This is a genomic window from Clostridium minihomine (genome assembly GCF_900240385.1).
GTDB lineage: Bacteria > Bacillota > Clostridia > Oscillospirales > Acutalibacteraceae > Faecalispora > Faecalispora minihomine.
Map to the genome: position 1 here is coordinate 191,052 of NZ_OEQH01000002.1, position 21,575 is coordinate 212,626.

Here is a 21,575-nt window from a genome sequence, read left to right on the forward strand (position 1 = left end):
CAATGATTCCGTAAAGGGGATAAAATAATGTATTATACACTCGCTTTTGTATCTGGAATTTTAGTTGCCCTCATGGTGGCATGCAACGGGGGGCTAAGCAGTCAGGTCGGAACCTATTCGGCCACTGTGATCATTCATATCATTGGCTTGTCTTTAATTGGTTTGTGGATCTTGCTTCGCAGAGAAAATCCTTTTGCAAAAAGAATGCCCTGGCTTTATTATTCGGGCGGGGCAATCGGCGTTATCATCACGGCATTTCAAATTGTGGCCTATGACCGAATCAGCGTTTCTGCTATTCTTGCATTGGGTCTGCTGGGTCAAAGCGTTGCCAGCATCATTGCCGATCGGTTTGGGCTGATCAACGGCACCAAACAGCAGATTCGGCCAAACAAGTTTTTGGGGCTCTTTTTAGTCGCCGCCGGAATCGCAGTTATGATCACGGAATTTGATGCGCTATCGGTATTCTTTTCTTTTGCCGCCGGCGCCGGATTAGTGATTGCCCGTACATTAAACGCCCAGCTGGCCGACAACACCAGTATTCATACCAGCACCTTTTTTAATTTTCTGGTCGGGCTCAGCGTATCCGTTCCTCTCATGATCCTCTTGGGTCAAAACGAACCCCTGATGACACAGCTGTATCTTCCGGCACAAGTCCCCATTTATTTAGGCGGCGTATTGGGTGTGGCCACCGTATTGCTTTTTAACACCATTACCACAAAAATATCTGCTTTTAATATGACGCTGTTTATCTTTATCGGCCAGATATTTTCGGGGATACTGCTGGACACCTTCCTGTCAGGTACTTTTATGATTCGCAATTTATTAGGCGGACTATTGGTAACCATCGGATTAATCGTAAATCTTCTGATTGACAGCTATCAAAACAATAAAGCAACTTGTGGTACGGAAGAATAAAAAAAACTGCTGTGCCGAGAAGGACGCTCGATCCTGCCGGAAAAGCCCCCTGAAAAAACACTTACAAGAATTTTCGGGTATTGTTTCATAAATTTTGGAAAACCGGAAATCATAAGAACAAATGAAATCAGGGGGAATCATCTATGATCGAACTCAAAAATAGTATAACGAAAGAAAATCTGTTAAAGGCTTTTGCCGGAGAGTGTCAGGCTTGGCGGCGCTATGAGATGGCCGCAACTCTGGCAAGAAAACAGAATCTTGAGGTTTTGTATTGGCTTTTCCACTATACGGGAACTCAAGAGAAAGAGCACGCTGAAGTATTTTACAACCATTTGAAAGAGTTTAACGGGCAGCAAATTCAGATAAACGCCGATTATCCCGTTGACAATTCCAATAATATTCTGGAGCTTTTACAGCTTGCCGCCAAACACGAAGCCGCCGAGCATGACACCATTTATAAAACTTTTGGCGACACAGCAAAAGAAGAAGGCTTTAGCGCTATTGCAAACTCTTTTTATTGGATTGCTGAGATTGAGAAAACACACAGCGATCGCTTTGCCCGGTATGCACAGCTGATGGGAAGCAACAAGCTATTTGAAAACGACACGCCCACCGAATATATCTGCCTGAGCTGCGGTCACATTCACAAAGCCACCGGTGCACCGCAGACCTGTCCGGTTTGCGGCCATAATCAAGGTTTCTTTGTGCGCTGGGAAGATTCTCCTTTCGGCAAATAAAAATTGTTTTAAAAAATTACAAAAATGGGTTATGTATTTGGATGACCAGTCAGCGGCATAAAAAAGGAGCCGCGAAATCCCTTCACGGCTCCCTAGTAAAGCGTCTGCTTTTTGCAGATGCTTTTTTTATTTGGTTGGCTCTGTCTTAGACTCAAAAAATGCCACAAAGGCACGGTATGCCATCAGAATATCCAACTTCGAGGCAACCTCCAGCGGGGCATGCATAGACAGTACCGGAACGCCCACATCCACAACGTCCACATTCAGGTTGGCAATGAACATCGCAACGGTTCCGCCGCCGCCCCCATCTACCTTGCCCAGCTCGCCGGTCTGCCACAGCACATTGTTATCGTGCAGCAAGCGGCGCACCTGGCCCATAAATTCCGCCGAAGCATCAGATGTTCCGGATTTACCGCGGGAGCCGGTGTATTTCATCACGGACACACCGTTGTTCAAATAGCAGGAGTTTGCCGGCTCATATGCACTGGCATAGAGCGGATCATAGCCCGCGCAAACGTCGGCAGACAGGCACTGGGAAAGCCCGAACACATCGCGGGACTCCACACCTTCCTGTTTGGCCAGTGTTTCTACAAAATAGCGCAGGAAAGAAGAATTCAGGCCGGTATTGCCTTCGCTTCCCACTTCTTCCTTATCTGCCAAAACCGTGATGGCGGTGTGATAAGGCGTCTTGCAATTTAAAATAGCAGTCAAGGCCGGGTATGCGCAAACACGGTCATCATGACCATAAGCGCCAACCATACTGCGGTCAAAACCGATGTCAGAAGCATGCCATGCAGGCACGAACTCGATTTCAGCAGAAACCAAATCTTCCTCCGTAATATCATACTTTTCGTTGATCAGGCGCATAATGTTCAGTTTGAACAAGTTTTCGCCCTTACCGCTTTCTGTGCGTACCGGGCGGCTGCCGATCAAAATATTCAGGTTTTCCCCTTCAATGGCTTTGGCCAAAGGCTTTGTCATCTGCTCAGTGCCCAAATGGGGCAAAAGATCGGTGACGCAGAACTGGGGATCGCCCGGTTCTTCGCCGATGCGAATATCCACAAAGGTGCCGTCTTTGCGAACCACACGGCCGTGCATCGCCAGCGGAATCGCTGTCCACTGATATTTTTTGATGCCGCCGTAATAATGGGACTTAAACAGCACCAGATCATTGGATTCATACAAGGGATAGGGCTTTAAATCCAACCGGGGGGAATCGATATGGGCGGCGGTAATGCGCACCCCTTCGCGGCATCCCTTTTCTCCGATTACAGCAAGAATGATGGACTTGCCTCGATTATTGTAATACACTTTATCGCCGGGCTTATATTTTGCTGTTGGCGCAAATTCCCGGAACCCGTGTTTTTCTGCTTCGCGAATGGCGAATTCCACGCACTCACGCTCGGTTTTTCCCTGATCCAGAAATTTTTTATAGCCTTCGCAGTAATCGTCTGCTTCTTTCAGTTGCTTGTCGGTAACAGAAAAGAACCCGTTCTTCCGATTAATCAGCAGTTGTTCCCGCAGGCGGTCGATTTCAGACTTTTCTTCTTTTACGGATTTTTTCTCCAGCTTGGCTTCTTCGGTTTTGCCCAGCTTTTTCTCCTCTTTTTTAGCCATTTAAAAACCTCCTTTTATCGTATTGCATTGCAAATTGTTTCTATATTTCTACAGGATTTTAAAAATTGTAAAGCTCCTGATAGATTTCTTGATTTTTTAAAACGGATGCACTGTAATGTTCGGTTTCCCCATACGGAATTTGAGCCAGCGTCACACCGTCGGGCGAAATTTCTTTGTCGCCAAGCCACTTGTCAACCGTTCCCATCCCCGCGTTATAAGCACAAAGCGCCGTTTTCGGCTCGGAATAAATCGATATCAGCATCGACAAAAAATAGCAGCCGTATTTTACGTTCACTTCCGGTTGCAGCAAAGCCTGTTCGGTCATTTCGGTTTCACCGGGCAGCTTGGTCTGAAGCCACTGAAAGGTTGCGGGCGTAATCTGCATCAGCCCCATGGCACCGGCCCGGGATTTTGCATCCGGATCAAAATTACTTTCCGCTTTGACCACCGCATACACCAAAGAAGGATCCAATCCATAAGTTTCGGCCTCCTTCTCTATGATGTCCTGATATGACCGCGGATACTGCTGTTTCATAAAAAATTCATAACTATTTGACAGCATGAGAAAACCAATGACCGTCAACGTCAGCAGAATCACTGCGCTGACCAAACAGGTTTTCCCTCTGGATTTTGGCTTTTTTGCGTAACCAGTTCTCATTTTCGCCACCTTTCTAAAATCGAGGCGGCCTGCTGCCGCAGTTCGTTGGGATCCGTATCCCCGCTGAGCCAAGCATCCGATTGCCCGGTATAATACACATCTTGCTGCTGGGCGTGAATTCTCGAAAGCGCCAGTTCTTTGTCAATCTTATCCCGGCGGATAATCCGTTCCAGCCGAATGGGCTGGGGTGCGGTCACCGCCAAAATCCGATCGCAAAAAGCATCTGCTCCGCTTTCAAACAGCAGCGGCGCATCCACAATGATAAAGGCAAACCCCTGTGCCCGAAACGCATCGATTTCCATACGCAGTTCCTTTAAAATCCACGGATGGGTAATCTGGTTCAGTCGCAGAGCCTTTGCTGGTGTGGCAAAAGCGCGCCGGGCCAAAAGACCTCTGTCCACCTGCCCATCGCCGCCCACAATATCCGCACCGAATTCCTCTTTGAGTTCTTCCACGCAGGGCCGGCACTCCACCAAAACCCGCTTGGCCGTGCGGTCACAGTCAATCACCGCGCAGCCCAATTCTTTCATCAGGCCCGCCACGGTGGATTTTCCTGCGCCGGTGGGCCCGGTCAGTCCAATAATTACCGAATCAGTCAAGCTGAATCACCTCAAATCCGGCGGCGCGGATCAGCCGGTTGTAAACAGCCAGCCCCACGCCCTGCGGTTCAGGACAGCGGGCATAAATCACCTTGGCTCCCGCTTTGTCCAATTGTCTTAACGCATCAAACAGATGCCTTGCCTGCTCACCGGCATTCTGCCGGCCGCCATAGCTGACCGTAGGAACCTGTAAAAAATCCGATTCCCCGTCATAGCACAGCGCAAAAACCCCCGGCCCGGCTTTTTGGTTCACAAAGTCCCGGTACTGCTGCCAACTGCCCTGTAACAGAATTACGTTGGCTTTCGGCGAATAATGCTTGTACTTCATCCCCGGAGAAAGAACTTTTTCGCCCTCCCCCAAAGGATTTAGCACTGCCGGGTCAATTTCCACCTGCCCCAACACCTGCCGCAACTGTTCCGGAGTCACCCCGCCGGGGCGCAGCAGCCGGGGAACCTCCCGTGCCAAAGTCAAAACCGTGGATTCGACCCCCACAATGCAGGGGCCGCCGTCCAGCACCGCATCAATACGCCCGTTTAAGTCCGCCATCACATGGGCGGCTTCTGTTGGGCTGGGGCTGCCGGATAAATTGGCCGAAGGGGCCGCCAGCGGAACCCCGGCAGCATCAATTACCGCCCGGGCCACCGGATGGGACGGAAAGCGCACCGCCACCGTGTCTTGGCCCGCGCTGACCTCATCCGGAATCAAATCCGATTTGGGCAAAATAATCGTCAGCGGCCCCGGCCAAAACTGCCGGGCCAGCTCCATGGCTCGGGGCGGAATTTCCGTTACCAGCGGGCCCCATTGTTCTAAGTTGGAAATATGAACAATCAAAGGATTATCCATGGGACGCCCTTTGGCGGCAAAAATAGCGGCTGCCGCCCGGCCGTTTAATGCATTGGCCGCAAGACCATACACTGTTTCTGTGGGGATCGCCACCAATCCCCCATTTTTTAAAAGTCTTCCTGCTGCAACGATATCATCTTCCCTGTCTGCCGAAAGGCACAGGGTTTTTTTCTGTTCATCCATTTAATTGCCTTATTACTCCTGACGCTCCATGGTTTCTTCCAGCTGCCTTGCCCTGTCTGCCGTAATCAATGCGTCGATTACCTCATCCAAAGTTCCATCCAGTACATCTTCCAGCCGATACAAGGTCAGCCCGATCCGGTGATCGGTCAGCCGACCCTGAGGGAAATTATAAGTGCGGATTCGCTCGGAACGATCGCCGGTGCCCACCTGAGATTTTCTTTGCTGAGCCACTTGAGCATTCTGTTCCTGCTGTTTGGCTTCGTACAAACGGGAACGCAGCACTTTCATGGCTTTGTCTTTATTTTTAAATTGGCTTCGTTCATCCTGACACTCCACCACCGTGCCTGTGGGCAAGTGGGTGATGCGAATGGCCGATTCTGTTTTGTTAACGTGCTGGCCTCCTGCGCCGCTGGCCCGGTAGGTGTCGATCTGCAAGTCTGCGGGATTAATTTCAATTTCCACATCATCCACTTCCGGCAAAACGGCTACTGTGGCAGTGGAAGTATGAACCCGTCCCTGGGTTTCCGTTTCAGGAACCCGTTGAACCCGGTGAACGCCGCTTTCGTATTTTAAACGAGAATAAGCGCCGTCCCCGGCAATCAGGAAACTGATTTCTTTATAGCCGCCCAGTTCCGTTTCGTTTACGTTCAAAATTTCAGTGCGCCAGCCCCGCTGCGTTGCGTACATACTGTACATGCGGAACAGCCGCGCCGAAAACAGCGCTGCTTCCTCGCCCCCCGCGCCGCCGCGGATTTCCATAATTACGTTGCGGTCATCATTGGGGTCCCGGGGCAAAAGCAGAACTTTGAGTTCGTCTGCAGTACGCTCTATCTGCTGTTTGGCATCTTCCAGCTCCTGCTGAATCAGTTCCTTCATCTCGCGATCCAAACCGCTTTCCGAAAGCATTTCGGTGGATTCTTCCACCGTTTGCACCGCGCGCGTATACTCGCGATATTTTTCGACAATCGGTTCCAGTGATTTGTATTCTTTCATCAGCTCCGCATACCCTTTGGCGTCTGCCGCCACGGCAGGGTCAAACATTCGCTGATTTAATTCTTCCAGCCGGTTTACAAACACGGTTAGATTTTCAAACATGTAGTTACCACCTTAAAATTATTCTTTTCTTTTTCTATAAAAACAATTGAGGGTAGCTACAATTCATCCTGTGTATTTTCCCGCAGGATCTTTTTGATGTTTTTTTCGCATTTCAGCCGGGGCACCATTACTTCGTGCCCACACCCTTTGCAGCGGATTTTAAAATCCATGCCGGCGCGCAGAACCAAAAATTCTTTGCTGCCGCAGGGGTGCGGCTTTTTCATCTGTAAAACATCACCCGGGCGGACATCCATACAGCATGCCTCCTGTCTGCCAGTGATAGATTTAAATAACATCGCCCTTTAGGGGGCCAAAATTTATTTTTTTAAAATGAATCATCTCTATACTTTATAGTATCGTAAAAACTATTATTTTCTAAGAACATTCTGTTAATATTGTTTTGCGCTCAAACCGAGTGATCTTGTTTGTTTTTGCCGCAAAAAGCAGCTTTCTATTTCTCCATTCTTTGAATGGATGTGTTAGAAGAAGACTCTTCTACTCTTTCCCTTGCCCCTCAGGCCGGTGCGGGCCCCTACTTTCTTTCAAGAAGAAAGGTGGCAAAGACTTGCCAAGGCTCTGCCTTTGGAATCCGTTTAAAATCAAGGAAAGACGACAGTTTTGCTTTCGCTTATGCCGTGAGGTTATTGAAACCATAACCTTCTCACAAGCCTATAATTTAACCTGAAAAACTGTAAATTACGGCTGACTATGGTGCAATGTTCTCTCAGGCATCGAAAGCTCTGCTTTCGCTTATGCCGTGAGGTTATTTAAACCATAACCTTCTCACNAACTGCAAATTACGGCTGACTATGGTGCAATGTTCTCTCAGGCATCGAAAGCTCTGCTTTCGCTTATGCCGTGAGGTTATTTAAACCATAACCTTCTCACAAGCCTATAATTTAACCTGAAAAACTGTAAATTACGGCTGACTATGGTGCAATGTTCTCTCAGGCATCGAAAGCTCTGCTTTCGCTTATGCCGTGAGGTTATTATAGCACTAAATCGAAAAAAGTCCCATGTTTTTTCTAAAATTCATCAGTTTTACCTTCTTTGCTTGCTTCCTGGATGGAAAACGGTCTATAATGGAAAAAGCACAGAATGAAAAAGGACGGAGAGTACTGGTTATGAAAAAAGAAGATATCATTCTGCAATACCTGAAAGAAAGCGACGATTATATTTCCGGCGAAGATTTGAGCAAAAAGCTGGGGATTTCCCGCTCCGCTATATGGAAAAACATTAACAGTCTGCGGGAAAGCGGATATGTGATAGAATCGGTGACAAACCGGGGATACCGGATTGCCAATTCCTCTGACGCATTGACCCCTAACGAAATAGCGGATGGCCTGCTTACGGAATCCTTTGGCAAAATCGTAGCCGTCTATCCGGAAATTGACTCTACCAACGAAGAAGCCAAACGGCAGGCGCAAAAGGGTGCACTGCACGGCAGCATTTATGTGGCCGAACAGCAAAACGGCGGCAAAGGCCGCTTGGGACGCGTATGGAAAAGCCCGCCCAAATCGGGACTTTGGTTTTCCATTTTACTGCGGCCGGATGCGCCGCCGGTTCAGGTTGCAAACCTGACTTTGCTGGCAGGTTTGGCCGTCAGCCGAGCCATTTGCGCTGTTACCGGATGCGATGCCAAAATTAAATGGCCCAACGATATTGTAATCGGCAGCAAAAAAGTCTGCGGAATTTTAACGGAAATGACGGCCGAAATTGACCGGGTTCATTTTGCGGTGGTGGGCATCGGCGTGAACGTGAACGACGAAAGCTTCCCCGAAGAACTGACAGAAAGAGCCACTTCTTTGCGAATGGAAAGCGGCAGCCCGGTATCTCGGGTAACCTTACTTCAGCACATTTTAAAAGAATTTGAAACCTTATACACAGAATATTTCCTGCACGGAAAAGAATCCTGGCTGGTTCCTTACAAAGAATCCTGCGTTTCCCTAAACCGCACGGTTAGTGCCACGCGGGGTCAGGAAAAGGTGATCGGCACCGCTGTTGACATTACCGACGGCGGTGAACTGGTGGTGCAGACAAAAGACGGGCGCCGGGTTGAAATCAATTCCGGCGAGGTAGTGGTGCAAGGAATTTATGGACAAACCCCCTAAAAACGGAGGAAAACACAATGGCTAGCTATGAATATGCCAGCAAACAAGAGCTTCTTACAGCCATTCATCAGAACTACCTGAAATTTGACAGCGAGTTTGGCTGCGTTGCGGAAGAAGACAAAGACCTGATGTTGCCCGATCTGGACAAAACCCCGGCACAAATGCTGGCCTATCAGCTGGGCTGGCTGAATCTGGTGATGAGTTGGGACAGCGAAGAAAAATCGGGCCGCACACCCCAAATGCCCGCGCCCGGTTATAAGTGGAACCAGCTGGGGGAACTGTACCGGAATTTTTACCGCACTTATGAATCTGAGTCTTTGCAAGATCTTCGCCGACAGCTGCGCCAAAAAGAGGAAGAGTGGCTGGACTGGGTAGATAGCCTTACCGAACAGGAACTGTTTGTTCAAGGCGCGCGCCAATGGACGGGCGACAAATCGAACTGGCCCATGGCCCGCTGGATCCACATCAATTCTGCTGCTCCGTTCCAAACCTTCCGGGCCAAAATCCGCAAATGGAAAAAGCTGCGGGAGCAGGAAACATAAACAGAAATGGATGAAAAATAAAGGAAACGGTTATGGTAACGGATAGAATAAATATTTGCGGTATTCCGGCAACGATATGGGGAGAAAAATCAGAAAAGGTTTTTCTTGCTGTGCACGGAAACATGTCAAATAAAGAAGACACCGTAATACGATTGTTGGCTGAGGCAGCTGCACAGCACGGTTATCAAACCATAAGCTTTGATTTGCCGGAACATGGAGAACGAACTGCCGAGGGTACCCCGTGTAAAGTGCAATACTGCGTGCAGGATTTGAGAAAAATCATGGACTTTACACGAAACCGCTGGACGCAAGTCAGTTTGTTTGCATGCAGCATGGGAGCCTTTTTTAGTTTATTGGAATATCACAATGAACCACTGAATCAATCCTTGTTTCTTTCTCCCGTTGTGGACATGCAGCGGATCATTTCCAACCTGATGACGTGGTTTGATGTGTCAGAAGAGCAATTAAAAAGCAGGCAAGAAATTCAAACGCCCATTGGGCAAACATTATACTGGGATTATTATTGTTATGTAAGGGAACATCCAATTCAAAAATGGGACAGCCAAACCTTCATTTTATATGGTGAAAATGATAATTTATGTGAGCGGGAAACAATTAATTCCTTTGTGCATCGGTTTGGTTGCCAGTTGGCAGTTGTAGAATCCGGAGAACATTATTTTCATACCCATCAGCAATTAGCAGATTTTTCTGCATGGGCCAAACAAAATATATGCTGATAATGAAGATGTCTTAGCTTTTTTAAAGAAAACAATTAAAAAAAGTGGGAGGTAATAACATGAAGAAAAAGTTTGCTTTTTTATTGATGGGCGGTCACTATGATCCGGAGAAGCATCAGGCTTGTTTTGAAACAGAAAATCAAATCAGCTATATCTTTACCGTCCGGAATTTTGAAGAAGCCTGCCAGCGGGTTTCCCTGCTGCAAAAAGACGGAGTCGGCGCCATAGAACTGTGCGGGGCATTCGGCCCGGAAAAAGCACAGCAGCTCATCGAACAGACCAGCAATCAAATTGCAATTGGTTATATGACTCACTATGCAGAACAGGATCCTTTATTCGCCAGCTTCTTTTCTCAATTCTAATCCCTTGCGTATCCAGCACGCACGAAAACAAATCAGCATCTCTTTGGATAAAATAAAAAGCGGTTCCGAAAAAGCACAGCATCTGCTGTCTTTCCCGGAACCGCTTTTTTTAGAACTTTCGCGGCAATGCACTTCGGCAAGCCGACAAAAAATCAGATTGAGAAGGGGCTCACTTATTACTGGGCTACCGTCTCTGAAAAGAATTTATTGTGAATCGCGGTGACTGCCTTGTCGGCGTCTTTACGCTCCAGCAAAACAGAAATTTTAATCTCACTGGTAGAGATCATCTGAATATTGATATTGGACTCAAACAGAGACTCAAACATCATTGCGGCAACACCGGGGTGTGTTTCCATACCGGCGCCAACAATCGAAACCTTGGCCACATCTTCATCATATACCACGCTGGATGCGCCAATCTGCTCCACATAAGGGGTCAGCACTTCCATAGCGGCTTGCAGGTGATCCTCAGAAATAGTAAAGCTGATGTCCTTGGTGCCGTTTCTGCCGATGGACTGCAAAATAATATCCACGTTCACATTTTTGGCGGATAACTTAGAAAACACCTTAAAGGCCAAGCCCGGGCGATCCGGAACACCAATAATCGCCACACGGGCGACCCCATCATCCTTTGCGATGCCGCTAATCAACATTTTTTCCATTTTGGTTGCCTCCTTCACAATCGTACCCGGAACCCGGTTATAACTGGACAGAACCTCCAGCTCAACATTATATTTTTTTGCCATCTCTACAGATCGGTTGTTCAGCACCTGTGCGCCCAAAGTTGCCAGCTCAAGCATTTCGTCATAAGAAATCACGTCGATTTTCTGGGCATTCTTCACTTTGCGGGGATCGGCGGTATAGACGCCTTCCACATCGGTATAAATCTGGCACAGGTCTGCATGCATCACCGAAGCAATGGCAACCGCGCTGGTATCGGAACCGCCGCGGCCCAAGGTGGTCATGTCGTTATAGCGGTTAATCCCTTGGAATCCCGTTACGATAACGATATTTCGCTTATCCAGCTCTTTTTTAATGCGATCCGGCTTCACCGTCTTGATGCGGGCGGAACCGTAAGATGTATTGGTTAAAAAGCCTGCCTGCCACCCCAGCAAAGACACCACGGGAAAACCCATATGCTCAATGGTCATGGCAAGAAGAGAGGCCGACATCTGCTCACCTGCGGTCAGCAGCATATCCATCTCTCTTTTAGAAGGTTTGGGGTTCACTTCTTTGGCCTTGGCGATCAAATCATCTGTGGTATCGCCCTGAGCCGACACAACAACAACGATGTCATTGCCTTTGGAATAGGTTTTCGTGATGATATCAGCAACATTTTGCAGGCGCTCCGCGTTTGCCACAGAACTGCCGCCGAACTTCTGAACAATCAAACTCATATTGTTCTGTCCTCCATATCTAAAATAAACTCAAAAAGAATCGGCTTCTTTCCAGATTCGGGCGCCTTGAGCCTCTGCGCTGCGAATACTGACATCCCAGTCCGCTATGCCCCATTCTTCCATGTGGGCACGCGCCTGTTGGGCAAATTCGTCGGCACTTTCTGCAGACACCATGGCGATAATAGTAGGCCCTGCTCCACTGATATAGGTTCCCAACGAACCCAACTGGCCACAAAGCTGAAACACCTGATCACAGTGAGGAATGAGCCCCCGCCGATAGGGCTGGTGAATTTTATCCTGAACCGCAACCCGAAGATTTTCGGTATTCCCCGAAAATAGAGAGGCGGTCATAAGGGCGGAACGAGATAAATTATAAACTGCGTCCTCCCGTGAATAGTCTTTGGGAAGAACGGAACGGGCCATCTCTGTCTTCAGTTCAAAAGGCGGAATAAAAACCGCAAACCGAATTTTTTCAGAAACAGGAACACTCACGCTGTATACTCTTCCCTGTTCCATGGCCGAAGCAACCAATCCGCCTTGAATGGCGGGGGTGGTGTTGTCGGGATGACCTTCAATCTCGGCTGCAAAATCAATCAGCTGATGCTGATTGAGGGGATCCCCCAGCAAATGGTTAGCCCCCAGCAAGCCCGCCACAATGCAGGCCGAACTGCTGCCAAGACCCCTCGCCATGGGGATGTTGTTTTCCTGTACAATTCGCAGCCCCCGCAAACTGTGTCCGCAGCGCTCATACAGCAATTTTGCCGCCCAATAAACCAGATTATGTTCATCTTGGGGCACCGGAACATTGTCCCGGCTGCTGATCTGGATGGAATCGCTTTCTTCCATCCAGACTTGATTGTACAAGGTCAGGGCGATCCCGAGCGCGTCAAAACCGGAACCTAAATTCGCGCTGGTCGCCGGCACCTGTATTCTTATCATCTTGGGTATCCTCATTTCCACGTTTTAAAACTCACCGATGCGAAGAGTGGAAAGCACTTCGATTCCTTCACTTTTCATGATTTCCAACCGCGCAAGGAATTCTTCCTCTTTCAGCGGCTCTGTCACAAAAGCGATTTCATCTTTTCCAGCCTCTTTGCGAACCAGCTGACGGATATCTCCGAACAAGCCTTCCGCCTGACCCAAAGCAAACGTGGAATCCTTTGTTTTCGCACGCACATAAAAGGCCACCGTATCTTCTCGGTAATCCCGCACATAACCGGGAACCGCTTCGTCCCAGAATAGATATTTGCGCGCCTTAAAGTGCCGCACACAATCAATCACATCTGCCACCACCGCACTGGCTGTGGGCAGCTTTCCGGCTCCTTTGCCATAAAACACTACGTCGCCGATGGAGTCGCCCCGCACCAGAATGCCGTTAAACACATCGTCCACGGTAGCCAATTGGCTGTCACGAGAAATCATCATGGGGCAAACAATAATGTGAACCTGCTCATTTTCCAGAATTTTAACCCGGCCAATCAGCTTAATCACACCGCCCCACACGTTTGCGTATTCCACATCCGCCAGGCTAACCTTGGTAATTCCTTCGGTATGCACCTGTTCCGGATACACATGCTTTCCAAACGCCAATGAAGCTAAAATGCAAATTTTACGGCAGGCATCATGGCCTTCCACATCTGCTTCCGGGCTGCGCTCGGCGTAACCCAGCTGCTGAGCCAAAGAAAGCGCATCGGAAAAATCCATTTGATCCCGAATCATTTTGGTTAAGATAAAGTTGGTGGTTCCGTTGAGAATGCCCGCAATCTCAATCACATCGTTGGCCGCCAGGCACTGGCTCATGGGGCGAATAATCGGAATTCCGCCGCCCACACTGGCCTCAAACAAGAAGTTCAGGTTCTGTTTTTGCGCCAAAGCCAACAGTTCTGCGCCCTTGGCCGCAACCAGCTCTTTGTTGGAAGTAACCACGCTTTTTCCGGCCAACAGGCAGCGGCGTACATAATCATACGACGGATTCAGTCCGCCCATAACCTCTACCACAATTTTGACATCCGGATCATTCACAATATCATCAAAGGACTTTGTAAACCGCTCCTCCAGCGGATCCCCGGGGAACTCTCTCAAGTCCAAAATATATTTAATTCTGATTTCTTCTTTTGCCCGTTTGGCAATATTTTCTGTATGGTTCAGCAAAACCTCCGCAACGCCGGAGCCTACCACCCCATATCCCATTATTGCAATTTCTACCATGACTTCCACCCCTTATTCTTTCTACTGATCGGTAATATTATCAATCGTACAAACCCCATCCACATTGCTCAAAAGGGCCAGCAGCTCATCCACTGTGCCCGCCATATTATTAATGCGCGCGGAAATCGACACCATTGCCTTTCCACCCACAGGAATATTTTGATTGATGGTCAAAATATTGGCTCCTGCACCATAAAACTCAGAAACCAGTGACATGAGCACCCCGGGCCGGTCGTACAGCACCACCTGTATGGTTAAAATTCGGTTTGTGGTTTCCGGTTGATAAGGATAAACAGAATCCTTGTATTTATAAAACACACTTCGGGAAATTCCAGCCATCCGCGCCGCCTCTGATGTGCTGGCAGCCTCTGAATTCATAATGTACTGCTTGGCTTCAATCACTTTGGAATACACTTTTGGCAGAACTTTTTTGTCTACCAGAAAAAAAGTTGAATCCTTCATTGTCCACCACCTGCGCACTATTGTATTGTATTAAGGTACAGTTTAACACCTTTTGTTGTTAAATTCAATAGCTAATTTATTGAAATTCTAATCATGCCCCCACCGGGAACCGTATGTTTTGACGAAGAAAAAAGATTACAAAAAATCCCCAAAAGCAAATGCTTTTGGGGATTTTAAAATGCGGTCAATGATTTTTCGGCCAAATCAATTCCAGCTTTGCATCAATCAAGAATTTCCACATCGGGAGGAAGCGGAAGTTCGTTGTCGTCACGATTGGAAGAAGAGGCTGGTCGACTGCCCCCAGACGGCCGGGAAGAAGACGGCCTGGAATTGGAAGGTTTAGAGCCGGACGGCTTTGAGCTCTCTGTATTTCCATCGGAATTATCATTCGGACGAGAAGATTCGGAATCATCGTCCCAAGAGGATTCCTCTGGATCCTCCTGTTCAGAAGAAAAATCTGAATTCACTGAAGAATGCACAGGGGGACTGGTATCCACTGCTGGCATATTGCCGCGCTCGTACCACCCGGTCTTAGTGGCTACCCCCACATCTGCCCCGGCCAAAAGGCCCGTATCGGTGCGGAAGGTTGCCGAAACCACACTGGAATCATATTGGAAGCGCATTTTCTCGTGGCCTTCCAGATATTGTTTCATAATGTCCCGCCAGATAATGGCTGCCCATCTGGTCTCACTGCGCGCCTTGCCTGCAGAAAGAGATTTGGGCGTTTCATAACCGGTCCAGATGCCCGCTACTGCATAAGGCGTGCCGCCCACAAACCAGCTGTCTTTATCGCTGTCGGTGGTTCCGGTTTTACCGAATACCTCCCACCCGCTAATCGCTGCGGCTCCACCGGTTCTTTGCCGTTCCGAACCAGTGATTACGTTTCGCAGCAACCGGTTCATAATAGTGGCCGAGGTGGATTTAATCACCTGCGAACCGGTTCTTCCTCGGTTATCCAAAATCACGTTTCCATCATGATCCTCTACATAATAATAGGTATAGGGATCATAAAACTTTCCGCCATTGCCAAAAATCTGATACGCGGCTGTCATTTCCTCTACCGTAACACCGCCGTTCATGCCGCCCAGTGCCATCGCCGCAACTTGAACGCTGTCGGTTTTCGGGTTTAAGTGAGTAAAATGCAGTTGTTCCGTTAAAAAGCGATAGCAAGTGGTAGGCGAAAGCATTTTAACAAGCTGTGCCGCGGCGGCGTTAGAAGAAATTTCTAACGCTTTTTGTACGGTCATTGTTCCATAAAAAGCAGGGGTATTATACCAGTTATTGGGGCCGGGCTTGCCGTTTCCAAAATAATTGGGAATGGGTTCATCGGGCAGAATCGAGGAATAATTGATTTTTCCCATGTCGATTCCCGGAGCATAAGACGCAATGGGTTTAATGGTAGAACCGGGCTGCCGCTGACTGTCTGTGGCATAGCTCAGCAATCGGTTACCTGTTTTCTCACCACGCCGACCAACCGTAGCCAAAACCCGGCCGTTATAATCCATCATTAAATAGCCCAGCTGAATCTTCTGATCCGCCGGCATATTGTTTCCGGAAATAACGTCTTCCGCTATCTTTTGCGCCTTCATATCCATGGCGGAATAAATTTTCAATCCCCCATGGTACATCATATAGGTGGCCTTTTCTTTTGAGATTCCCTGCGTTTCCTGCAAGTCGTCGATAACATCCTCGAACATGGCGTCAATATACCAGTTCCAGATGGGGGTATCGTTTAACACATTATCATTTTTATTGCCCACAAACACCATATGGTTGGTTTCTTCCAGGGCGCTATCGTATTCTTCCCGACTAATCATCTTCTGGTGAAACATTTCAGACAGAACAACGCGCTGCCGCTCCTGATTGTTTTCCGGAAAATTTAGGGGATTGTATTTATAAGGGTTCTGGGTAATTGCCGCAATTGAAGCACATTCTGCCAAAGAAGCCTGACTGATATCTTTGTCAAAATATAGGTTGGCTGCCGCCTGAACACCCTGACAGCCGCTGCCATAGTTAACAACATTCAGATATGCTTCTAAAATCTGCTCTTTCGAGTAACGGGAATCTAAGTTGATGGCCCGAAAAATCTCTTTGAGCTTTCTGGTCAGGCTGACCTCGTTATCGCCGGTAATATTCTTTACAAGCTGCTGGGTAATGGTAGAACCGCCATAGCTGCCGCCTTTGGTAAACAAGGTGGTTACCGCGCCGACGGTTCGCTTCCAGTCCACACCGTTATGATCCGGAAACCGTTTATCCTCAATGGCAATCATCGCATTTTTCATGTACACGGGGATGTTTTCGTAATCTGCCCAAATGCGGTTTTCCGTACTGTAAAGCCGCTGGTATTCCACCGGCTGGCCGGATTCGTCATTGACATAGATAAAGCTGGTATAGTTCAGCTTAAGCTTGTTCAGATCCATTTTAATCGATTCATTGCGCAGCCCCATAATGAAGGAAATCAAAAATATCAACACTATGGTGCCGGCTACTGCCAAAACCGCAATCACGCTGTACAATCCTTTTAAAGCGATTCGGCCGGCCATGGATGTGGTGGCGGTGCGGCTTGTGCCCGGAGCCCCAACATATTTGTTTAAATCTGTTTTTCTCAAACGGCGGGCACCTCCTTCGGTCTTGTATTTTCCTTGCATTTTCTATGTTCTAGTATGCCTCCAGGAATCACCTTAATGAACCATTTTCCAGCAATTCCTGTCTTTTATGAATAATTTTCCAATGTTTTCTAATACTATAGCTGAGGTGATTCTCTTTGAAGAAATTTTTGAGCATAATTGTCTGCACACTTTGCGTATTGGTGGGCCTTAGTTTGATTTTTCAGGCACATCCGCAGACAAAAAACAACCCCAATTCCCTTCCGTCCGAGAATCAGGTTCATTTTACCTCAAATGCTCCTTCAAGTCAAGAAAACGGTAACCTTCCCGCTATGACAAGCAAACCGGAAACTTACATCATCCGGTCATACGACGGGAAAATTGGAATATTCAAAAACGAGGAAAAGTCCCCGTTCCAAATCGTTGACGTGGAGGTTTCTTCGCTGCCGCAAACAGACCAGCTGCTGCTGGCGACCGGGATTCACGCGGACAACCCTTCGGACCTGCAGCAGATTATTGAGGATTATGAAAGCTGAGGTTCGGACTCTATCGTTTCGCCAATTGAATGTCCAATGTATTTTTCTCTTAAAAAAGTATGGAGCCCCATACCCTAGTTTGGGTATGGGGCTCCTTTTCAGCGGGAACTTATTTCATGTCCTGCTCGTACTTCTCGATCATTTTCTTAACCATCTGGCCACCAACAGATCCAGCCTCTCTCGAGGTCAAATCGCCGTTATAACCCTGCTTCAGGTTTACGCCAACTTCAGAAGCAGCTTCCATCTTAAACTTATTCAGAGCCTCACGAGCCTGAGGAACAACATTCTTAGCCATAAATTAATACACTCCTAATCTTTTTTTGTAATTGAATATTGGATTCTTTTGTGCGTCTGCAATCTTATTTTGTGCAGACCTTATTTTTTTATGAATGACAATTTTTACAAATTAAAATCGGAATCCTTTTTCCGAATCCATTCCACAAAGAAGAAACACTGCACAGGTTGCCAAAAGGGGATATGGCCCCAGTTGCTGCACCAATTCAATCGAAATATCTTTCGGTTCCAAAATCTCGCCGCACAGGGTGCGCACGCTTCTTTGAAGGCTGACCGACGCGCTGGTTTCTGCCAAACTGGCAACGCTCAGCGTATCTTTAGAAGAAGTGCCGCAAACCACCGGTGTTACATGGCTGCCTTTAAGCTGCTCAGCCGCCTTTCCGTTATGAGAGCCAAATACCGCCGGAATTCCTTCGGGAAGCCTGATTGGTTCTGAAGAAACAGAAAAACTGTTTTTAAAAACCAAAATCGTATCCGGAAGTTCTAACAGCGGAATCTGTTCGCAATCATAAACACAAAATTCAAATGTTTTTGACTCGGAACAACGTTTTAGCTCTTTCCCATTGTAATACTGCACCTGCCCGTATTGCTGCAGGGCTCGGACTAAAACTTCTGATAAAGTGGTGTCGCTTTGTTTTCCACACAACACAACGGTTTTCATAATCCCCCTCTTTCCCTGAATGAGCCATCTAAAACAAGGATTTGTTTCCCCGGAATGTACTGCTTAGTATGAATCGGTACCATTTGTTTATGTAGTTGTTTCGGAAAAAGTATTTTGTGTCAGAACGAAAGTACAACCATATACTGTGTTAAGGCGTATTTTCGCCAATTGCTTGCAGCAAAGGAATGAAGTCAAATGCCTTATGATGAAAGAGAGCTGTTTGCCCGGCTGATTAAATGCGAAGCAGGCGGCGAAGGGGATAACGGAATGAACGCGGTGGCTACTGTAGTTGTCAACCGAGCCAATGTCCCCTACGGCGAATTTTTTCGAATCAGCCAAGGCGGAAACATCCGAAATATTATTGAACAGCGCGGACAATTCACCTGCATGATGACCAGCGTAGGAGGAAACTACAATTCCCAAAACGTTTACAATATGGATCCGGAAGAAATCCATTACCAAATCGCCGACAGTGTGATGGCAGGCAACATCTTTTCCGGTGTGGGAAACAGCCTGTTCTTTTTTAATCCGTATCGTCCCGACTGTCCGCCCGCTTTCCCCCCCGGAGGCGTAGGCACATTTTTCAATCACATTAATCAGCACTGTTTTTACGCGCCCACCGAAAAATACCAATCCACATAACGAGGTGAAAACCATGAATCAGCAAAACACGGGTTACAGCGCTGTATATTCCCAGAACGGCGCTTGCCCTTCCTGCGGGATCACTCCCTGGCAGCCGGCAGCTCAACAAATGCCTTCCGCACCCGCTCAAAGCGGTTCTGGCTCCCAACCATTTGTTTTGCCGGCCCAACCCGCACCGTCTGCCACGCAAAGCACAGCCGCTCCCGGCACATCTTATCAGCAGCTTACGTTCCCGCAGTCGTCTGCTGCCACGCAAAGCGGAGGAATTACTTCGGGCACCTTCCCGGGCACAGGAACCTTTGTCCCAAATGTCCCACCCGAAAGCTTTTCCGGTGCCATTACCGATTTAAATCAGCCTATGCCGATGACTGTGGAAAGCCTGCAATATCTGAATGGTTTTTTGCGCACCCAAATCGGCCGCCGGGTTCGGGTTGAGTTCCTTTTGGGAACCAACACATTGACAGACCGCACCGGCACACTGCTGGGTGTAGGAGCCAACTATATTCTGATCAACGAATCAGACAGTGACGATCTTCTCGCCTGCGATTTTTACAACATCAAATTTATCCGTTTTTATTATTAATCGCTTTTTTAAAAAATCGATTCCTTTCTAAAAAACAGAAATTCCCTGCACCTCTGTATCTTTTGGCAATCCGCGCCAAAGGTTCGGGGGTGTTTTGTTTTTTTATTGCCCTCCTTTCTTAAAAGTTATTTTGCATTTGATTTAATTGCCTTATACTTTAATGTGGGACAAGCCCGACGATTCATTCCAGTCAAAAACTTCTAATAAAATTTTATTTTTTCAAAAGAAAAGTAACCATTCGCTGTTTGCAGTCGTTTTATTGGTGAAAGGGGTGATACAATGCAGGAGCTGGAGGAAAATAGCCTTTCCCAAAAGTTTGATCTTTATGGCTCCAGCCTATTCCGCCTGTGTATGGTCATTTTGTGCAATCAACAGGATGCGGAAGATTCGGTGCAGGATACCTTTGTTCAGTATTGGAAAAAGCACCCGCAATTTCAAAATGAAGAACATGAAAAAGCATGGTTCATTCGGGTGGCTACCAACAAAAGCAAAGATCGTTTGCGGGGCTGGTTTCGCCGCTCCACAGTCAGCATGGATGCTTTGGAGGGGATTGCGGAGCGGCCGCAAGATCATTTTGTGTTAGAGCAGCTGATGTCTTTGCCCTATAAGGATAAAACCATACTGTATCTGCATTATGTGGAGGGCTATAAACTAAAGGAAATCGGCATCATTCTGAAGATGAATGAAAATGCAGTGAAGGCAGCTGCCCGGCGCGGCAGGGAAAAGCTAAAAATCCAACTATTAAAGGAGGCAGCAGCAGAATGAATGAAAATGATTTTAAAAAAGCAATCGAGCAGATTCCGGTTGCTCCGGACTTAAAGCAAAAAGTGCTGACTGCGGTGCAAACACCTTGTCACAGCCGAATTCCACGTCCACTTCCCAAAGCGGCCATGTGTTTTGCTGCGATTTTGGTATTGATGCTGGGTGTTTTCTGGCGGCCGAATCCCACGGCACCCGATTCGAACAATCAGTTTACTCTGGTAGCCATGGCGGCGGATCAAAAACAAAATACCATGAAAAAAGGTTCCACCATCAGACTGCAAACTTATAGCGCAGACGGTTTTTCTTTTAATACTCTTAACTTAAAAGACGGCTCTGAAGAATGGTATACTTATAATGTTTTTGGACTGAAATGCCAAGGGGAAAACATCAAAAACATTACCTATGAATCGGACCGGCTCACTTTTGCAAAAATAGTGATACTGACGAAAAAACAAGTACATGACTATTATGAAATGTTTCAAGCCATTGAAGACACGAAAGGTGATTACTATCCCTCTGACTATCCAATCGATCCCTGGTCCTTTGACATGACAGGAGTCGGCGTGGATCTTACAAATTTTTTCGATGTATCAAAATATACACAAGAGGATCCTACCGAGGTTCATTGGGCCTATAAAACGGTAGGAAAAAGCTATACCATCGCCTATGAGGATCAGGATGATTTGGGCAAACAGTATGGCTACCGGCTGTCTTATTTGGTTTCTGCCGAACAGCTGGCAAAGGAAGACGAAATCATAGAAAAGCTGCGTCCCGAAAAAGAGCCGGAATATGAAATTCTGGGCCCTAAGGTAAGAAGAAGAAAACCATCGGCTGAATGGGATAAATTTGACCAAGCAGTGTCGGAGTTTGAAAACAAAAAAATAAGTGGAATGATTTCCCCACTGAACGGTACCAAGCTTCGCATTACGGTAACCTTTCAAGACGGCTCCACCCAAACGCGTAATGTTGTGCTTCATACCGACCCAGATGGATTTGATCTTACTGCTACCTTGCTGGATTAAAT

General features: G+C 47.5%; 24 protein-coding genes. 11 read left to right on the forward strand and 13 right to left on the reverse strand.

Annotated features, from left to right (window positions below; all coding sequences use genetic code 11):
- Positions 1-27 precede the first annotated feature (27 nt).
- Positions 28-915, forward strand: coding sequence for a DMT family transporter (locus C1A02_RS04670; protein ID WP_101697058.1), 888 nt, complete (start codon positions 28-30; stop codon positions 913-915).
- Positions 916-1,058: 143 nt separating this feature from the next.
- A complete protein-coding gene (locus tag C1A02_RS04675) occupies positions 1,059-1,652 on the forward strand; it encodes a rubrerythrin family protein (protein ID WP_101697059.1) in 594 nt (197 codons plus the stop codon).
- A gap of 126 nt (positions 1,653-1,778) precedes the next feature.
- Here the strand turns inward: C1A02_RS04675 and C1A02_RS04680 are convergent, their stop codons facing one another.
- From C1A02_RS04680 to C1A02_RS04705, 6 genes are read right to left on the reverse strand one after another with little or no spacing between them, the layout of a single operon-like run.
- Complete coding sequence (locus tag C1A02_RS04680; protein WP_101697060.1) at positions 1,779-3,269, reverse strand: aminopeptidase; 1,491 nt, start codon at positions 3,267-3,269, stop codon at positions 1,779-1,781.
- A gap of 58 nt (positions 3,270-3,327) precedes the next feature.
- A complete protein-coding gene (locus C1A02_RS04685; protein ID WP_101697061.1) occupies positions 3,328-3,927 on the reverse strand; it encodes a lytic transglycosylase domain-containing protein in 600 nt (199 codons plus the stop codon).
- Positions 3,924-4,526: a dephospho-CoA kinase gene (coaE, locus tag C1A02_RS04690; protein ID WP_101697062.1), complete on the reverse strand. Its 603-nt coding sequence runs from the start codon at positions 4,524-4,526 to the stop codon at positions 3,924-3,926. The genes C1A02_RS04685 and coaE overlap by 4 nt, the downstream gene beginning before the upstream one ends.
- Positions 4,519-5,553 (reverse strand): L-threonylcarbamoyladenylate synthase, encoded by a 1,035-nt coding sequence (locus C1A02_RS04695; protein WP_101697063.1) that lies wholly within the window; start codon positions 5,551-5,553, stop codon positions 4,519-4,521. Before C1A02_RS04695 ends, coaE begins: the two co-directional genes overlap by 8 nt.
- Positions 5,554-5,565: 12 nt before the next feature.
- Positions 5,566-6,648, reverse strand: a complete 1,083-nt coding sequence (gene prfA, locus C1A02_RS04700) for a peptide chain release factor 1 (RefSeq protein ID WP_101697064.1) — start codon at positions 6,646-6,648, stop codon at positions 5,566-5,568.
- Positions 6,649-6,704: 56 nt separating this feature from the next.
- Positions 6,705-6,902, reverse strand: a complete 198-nt coding sequence (locus C1A02_RS04705) for a DUF951 domain-containing protein (protein ID WP_101697065.1) — start codon at positions 6,900-6,902, stop codon at positions 6,705-6,707.
- An 870-nt stretch (positions 6,903-7,772) separates the two neighbouring features.
- On the opposite strand from C1A02_RS04705, the gene C1A02_RS04710 reads away from it, so the two are divergent.
- Genes C1A02_RS04710 through C1A02_RS04725 form a run of 4 tightly spaced genes read left to right on the forward strand, consistent with a single transcriptional unit; the run spans position 7,773 to position 10,400 of the window.
- The gene (locus tag C1A02_RS04710) at positions 7,773-8,759 is read left to right on the forward strand and encodes a biotin--[acetyl-CoA-carboxylase] ligase (protein WP_243577923.1); all 987 of its coding nucleotides are present in this window, start codon (positions 7,773-7,775) and stop codon (positions 8,757-8,759) included.
- A gap of 17 nt (positions 8,760-8,776) precedes the next feature.
- Positions 8,777-9,301: a ClbS/DfsB family four-helix bundle protein gene (locus C1A02_RS04715; RefSeq protein WP_101697066.1), complete on the forward strand. Its 525-nt coding sequence runs from the start codon at positions 8,777-8,779 to the stop codon at positions 9,299-9,301.
- Positions 9,302-9,333: 32 nt separating this feature from the next.
- Positions 9,334-10,038, forward strand: coding sequence for an alpha/beta hydrolase (locus C1A02_RS04720; RefSeq protein ID WP_101697067.1), 705 nt, complete (start codon positions 9,334-9,336; stop codon positions 10,036-10,038).
- 59 nt (positions 10,039-10,097) lie between these two features.
- Positions 10,098-10,400 (forward strand): DUF6506 family protein, encoded by a 303-nt coding sequence (locus tag C1A02_RS04725; RefSeq protein WP_101697068.1) that lies wholly within the window; start codon positions 10,098-10,100, stop codon positions 10,398-10,400.
- A 176-nt stretch (positions 10,401-10,576) separates the two neighbouring features.
- On the opposite strand, the gene C1A02_RS04730 is transcribed toward C1A02_RS04725, so the two are convergent.
- The 5 genes from C1A02_RS04730 to C1A02_RS04750 all read right to left on the reverse strand — a co-directional run bounded on the left by C1A02_RS04730 (position 10,577) and on the right by C1A02_RS04750 (position 17,076).
- Positions 10,577-11,797: an aspartate kinase gene (locus C1A02_RS04730; RefSeq protein WP_101697069.1), complete on the reverse strand. Its 1,221-nt coding sequence runs from the start codon at positions 11,795-11,797 to the stop codon at positions 10,577-10,579.
- Between the two features lie 30 nt (positions 11,798-11,827).
- A complete protein-coding gene (gene thrB / locus C1A02_RS04735; RefSeq protein WP_101697070.1) occupies positions 11,828-12,736 on the reverse strand; it encodes a homoserine kinase in 909 nt (302 codons plus the stop codon).
- Between the two features lie 24 nt (positions 12,737-12,760).
- The gene (locus tag C1A02_RS04740) at positions 12,761-14,005 is read right to left on the reverse strand and encodes a homoserine dehydrogenase (RefSeq protein ID WP_101697071.1); all 1,245 of its coding nucleotides are present in this window, start codon (positions 14,003-14,005) and stop codon (positions 12,761-12,763) included.
- Between the two features lie 21 nt (positions 14,006-14,026).
- Entirely contained in the window at positions 14,027-14,467 is a 441-nt protein-coding gene (locus C1A02_RS04745; protein ID WP_101697072.1) for an ACT domain-containing protein, read from the reverse strand.
- A 221-nt stretch (positions 14,468-14,688) separates the two neighbouring features.
- On the reverse strand, positions 14,689-17,076 hold the full coding sequence (locus C1A02_RS04750) for a transglycosylase domain-containing protein (RefSeq protein ID WP_101697483.1): 2,388 nt from the start codon (positions 17,074-17,076) through the stop codon (positions 14,689-14,691).
- 212 nt (positions 17,077-17,288) lie between these two features.
- Here C1A02_RS04750 and C1A02_RS04755 point away from each other — a divergent pair, with 212 nt between their 5' ends.
- Complete coding sequence (locus C1A02_RS04755) at positions 17,289-17,609, forward strand: hypothetical protein (protein WP_101697073.1); 321 nt, start codon at positions 17,289-17,291, stop codon at positions 17,607-17,609.
- A gap of 109 nt (positions 17,610-17,718) precedes the next feature.
- Here the strand turns inward: C1A02_RS04755 and C1A02_RS04760 are convergent, their stop codons facing one another.
- Positions 17,719-17,904: an alpha/beta-type small acid-soluble spore protein gene (locus C1A02_RS04760; protein ID WP_101697074.1), complete on the reverse strand. Its 186-nt coding sequence runs from the start codon at positions 17,902-17,904 to the stop codon at positions 17,719-17,721.
- A gap of 111 nt (positions 17,905-18,015) precedes the next feature.
- On the reverse strand, positions 18,016-18,564 hold the full coding sequence (locus tag C1A02_RS04765) for a hypothetical protein (RefSeq protein WP_101697075.1): 549 nt from the start codon (positions 18,562-18,564) through the stop codon (positions 18,016-18,018).
- A gap of 195 nt (positions 18,565-18,759) precedes the next feature.
- Between C1A02_RS04765 and C1A02_RS04770 the strand changes: the two genes are divergently transcribed.
- The 4 genes from C1A02_RS04770 (at position 18,760) to C1A02_RS04785 (ending at position 21,573) form a co-directional block, all read left to right on the forward strand.
- Entirely contained in the window at positions 18,760-19,206 is a 447-nt protein-coding gene (locus tag C1A02_RS04770) for a cell wall hydrolase (protein WP_101697076.1), read from the forward strand.
- 13 nt (positions 19,207-19,219) lie between these two features.
- Complete coding sequence (locus tag C1A02_RS04775) at positions 19,220-19,789, forward strand: hypothetical protein (protein ID WP_101697077.1); 570 nt, start codon at positions 19,220-19,222, stop codon at positions 19,787-19,789.
- A gap of 279 nt (positions 19,790-20,068) precedes the next feature.
- Positions 20,069-20,554: an RNA polymerase sigma factor gene (locus tag C1A02_RS04780; RefSeq protein ID WP_101697078.1), complete on the forward strand. Its 486-nt coding sequence runs from the start codon at positions 20,069-20,071 to the stop codon at positions 20,552-20,554.
- Positions 20,551-21,573, forward strand: a complete 1,023-nt coding sequence (locus C1A02_RS04785) for a hypothetical protein (RefSeq protein WP_101697079.1) — start codon at positions 20,551-20,553, stop codon at positions 21,571-21,573. Before C1A02_RS04780 ends, C1A02_RS04785 begins: the two co-directional genes overlap by 4 nt.
- Positions 21,574-21,575: the final 2 nt, after the last annotated feature.

Coding starts and splice junctions, on each gene's coding strand:
- C1A02_RS04670 (WP_101697058.1), top strand. CDS start 28: ATGTATTATACACTCGCTTTTGTATCTGGAATTTTAGTTGCCCTCATG.
- C1A02_RS04675 (WP_101697059.1), top strand. CDS start 1,059: ATGATCGAACTCAAAAATAGTATAACGAAAGAAAATCTGTTAAAGGCT.
- C1A02_RS04680 (WP_101697060.1), bottom strand. CDS start 3,269: ATGGCTAAAAAAGAGGAGAAAAAGCTGGGCAAAACCGAAGAAGCCAAG.
- C1A02_RS04685 (WP_101697061.1), bottom strand. CDS start 3,927: ATGAGAACTGGTTACGCAAAAAAGCCAAAATCCAGAGGGAAAACCTGT.
- C1A02_RS04695 (WP_101697063.1), bottom strand. CDS start 5,553: ATGGATGAACAGAAAAAAACCCTGTGCCTTTCGGCAGACAGGGAAGAT.
- prfA (WP_101697064.1), bottom strand. CDS start 6,648: ATGTTTGAAAATCTAACCGTGTTTGTAAACCGGCTGGAAGAATTAAAT.
- C1A02_RS04705 (WP_101697065.1), bottom strand. CDS start 6,902: ATGGATGTCCGCCCGGGTGATGTTTTACAGATGAAAAAGCCGCACCCC.
- C1A02_RS04710 (WP_243577923.1), top strand. CDS start 7,773: ATGAAAAAAGAAGATATCATTCTGCAATACCTGAAAGAAAGCGACGAT.
- C1A02_RS04715 (WP_101697066.1), top strand. CDS start 8,777: ATGGCTAGCTATGAATATGCCAGCAAACAAGAGCTTCTTACAGCCATT.
- C1A02_RS04720 (WP_101697067.1), top strand. CDS start 9,334: ATGGTAACGGATAGAATAAATATTTGCGGTATTCCGGCAACGATATGG.
- C1A02_RS04725 (WP_101697068.1), top strand. CDS start 10,098: ATGAAGAAAAAGTTTGCTTTTTTATTGATGGGCGGTCACTATGATCCG.
- C1A02_RS04730 (WP_101697069.1), bottom strand. CDS start 11,797: ATGAGTTTGATTGTTCAGAAGTTCGGCGGCAGTTCTGTGGCAAACGCG.
- thrB (WP_101697070.1), bottom strand. CDS start 12,736: ATGATAAGAATACAGGTGCCGGCGACCAGCGCGAATTTAGGTTCCGGT.
- C1A02_RS04740 (WP_101697071.1), bottom strand. CDS start 14,005: ATGGTAGAAATTGCAATAATGGGATATGGGGTGGTAGGCTCCGGCGTT.
- C1A02_RS04745 (WP_101697072.1), bottom strand. CDS start 14,467: ATGAAGGATTCAACTTTTTTTCTGGTAGACAAAAAAGTTCTGCCAAAA.
- C1A02_RS04760 (WP_101697074.1), bottom strand. CDS start 17,904: ATGGCTAAGAATGTTGTTCCTCAGGCTCGTGAGGCTCTGAATAAGTTT.
- C1A02_RS04765 (WP_101697075.1), bottom strand. CDS start 18,564: ATGAAAACCGTTGTGTTGTGTGGAAAACAAAGCGACACCACTTTATCA.
- C1A02_RS04770 (WP_101697076.1), top strand. CDS start 18,760: ATGCCTTATGATGAAAGAGAGCTGTTTGCCCGGCTGATTAAATGCGAA.
- C1A02_RS04775 (WP_101697077.1), top strand. CDS start 19,220: ATGAATCAGCAAAACACGGGTTACAGCGCTGTATATTCCCAGAACGGC.
- C1A02_RS04780 (WP_101697078.1), top strand. CDS start 20,069: ATGCAGGAGCTGGAGGAAAATAGCCTTTCCCAAAAGTTTGATCTTTAT.
- C1A02_RS04785 (WP_101697079.1), top strand. CDS start 20,551: ATGAATGAAAATGATTTTAAAAAAGCAATCGAGCAGATTCCGGTTGCT.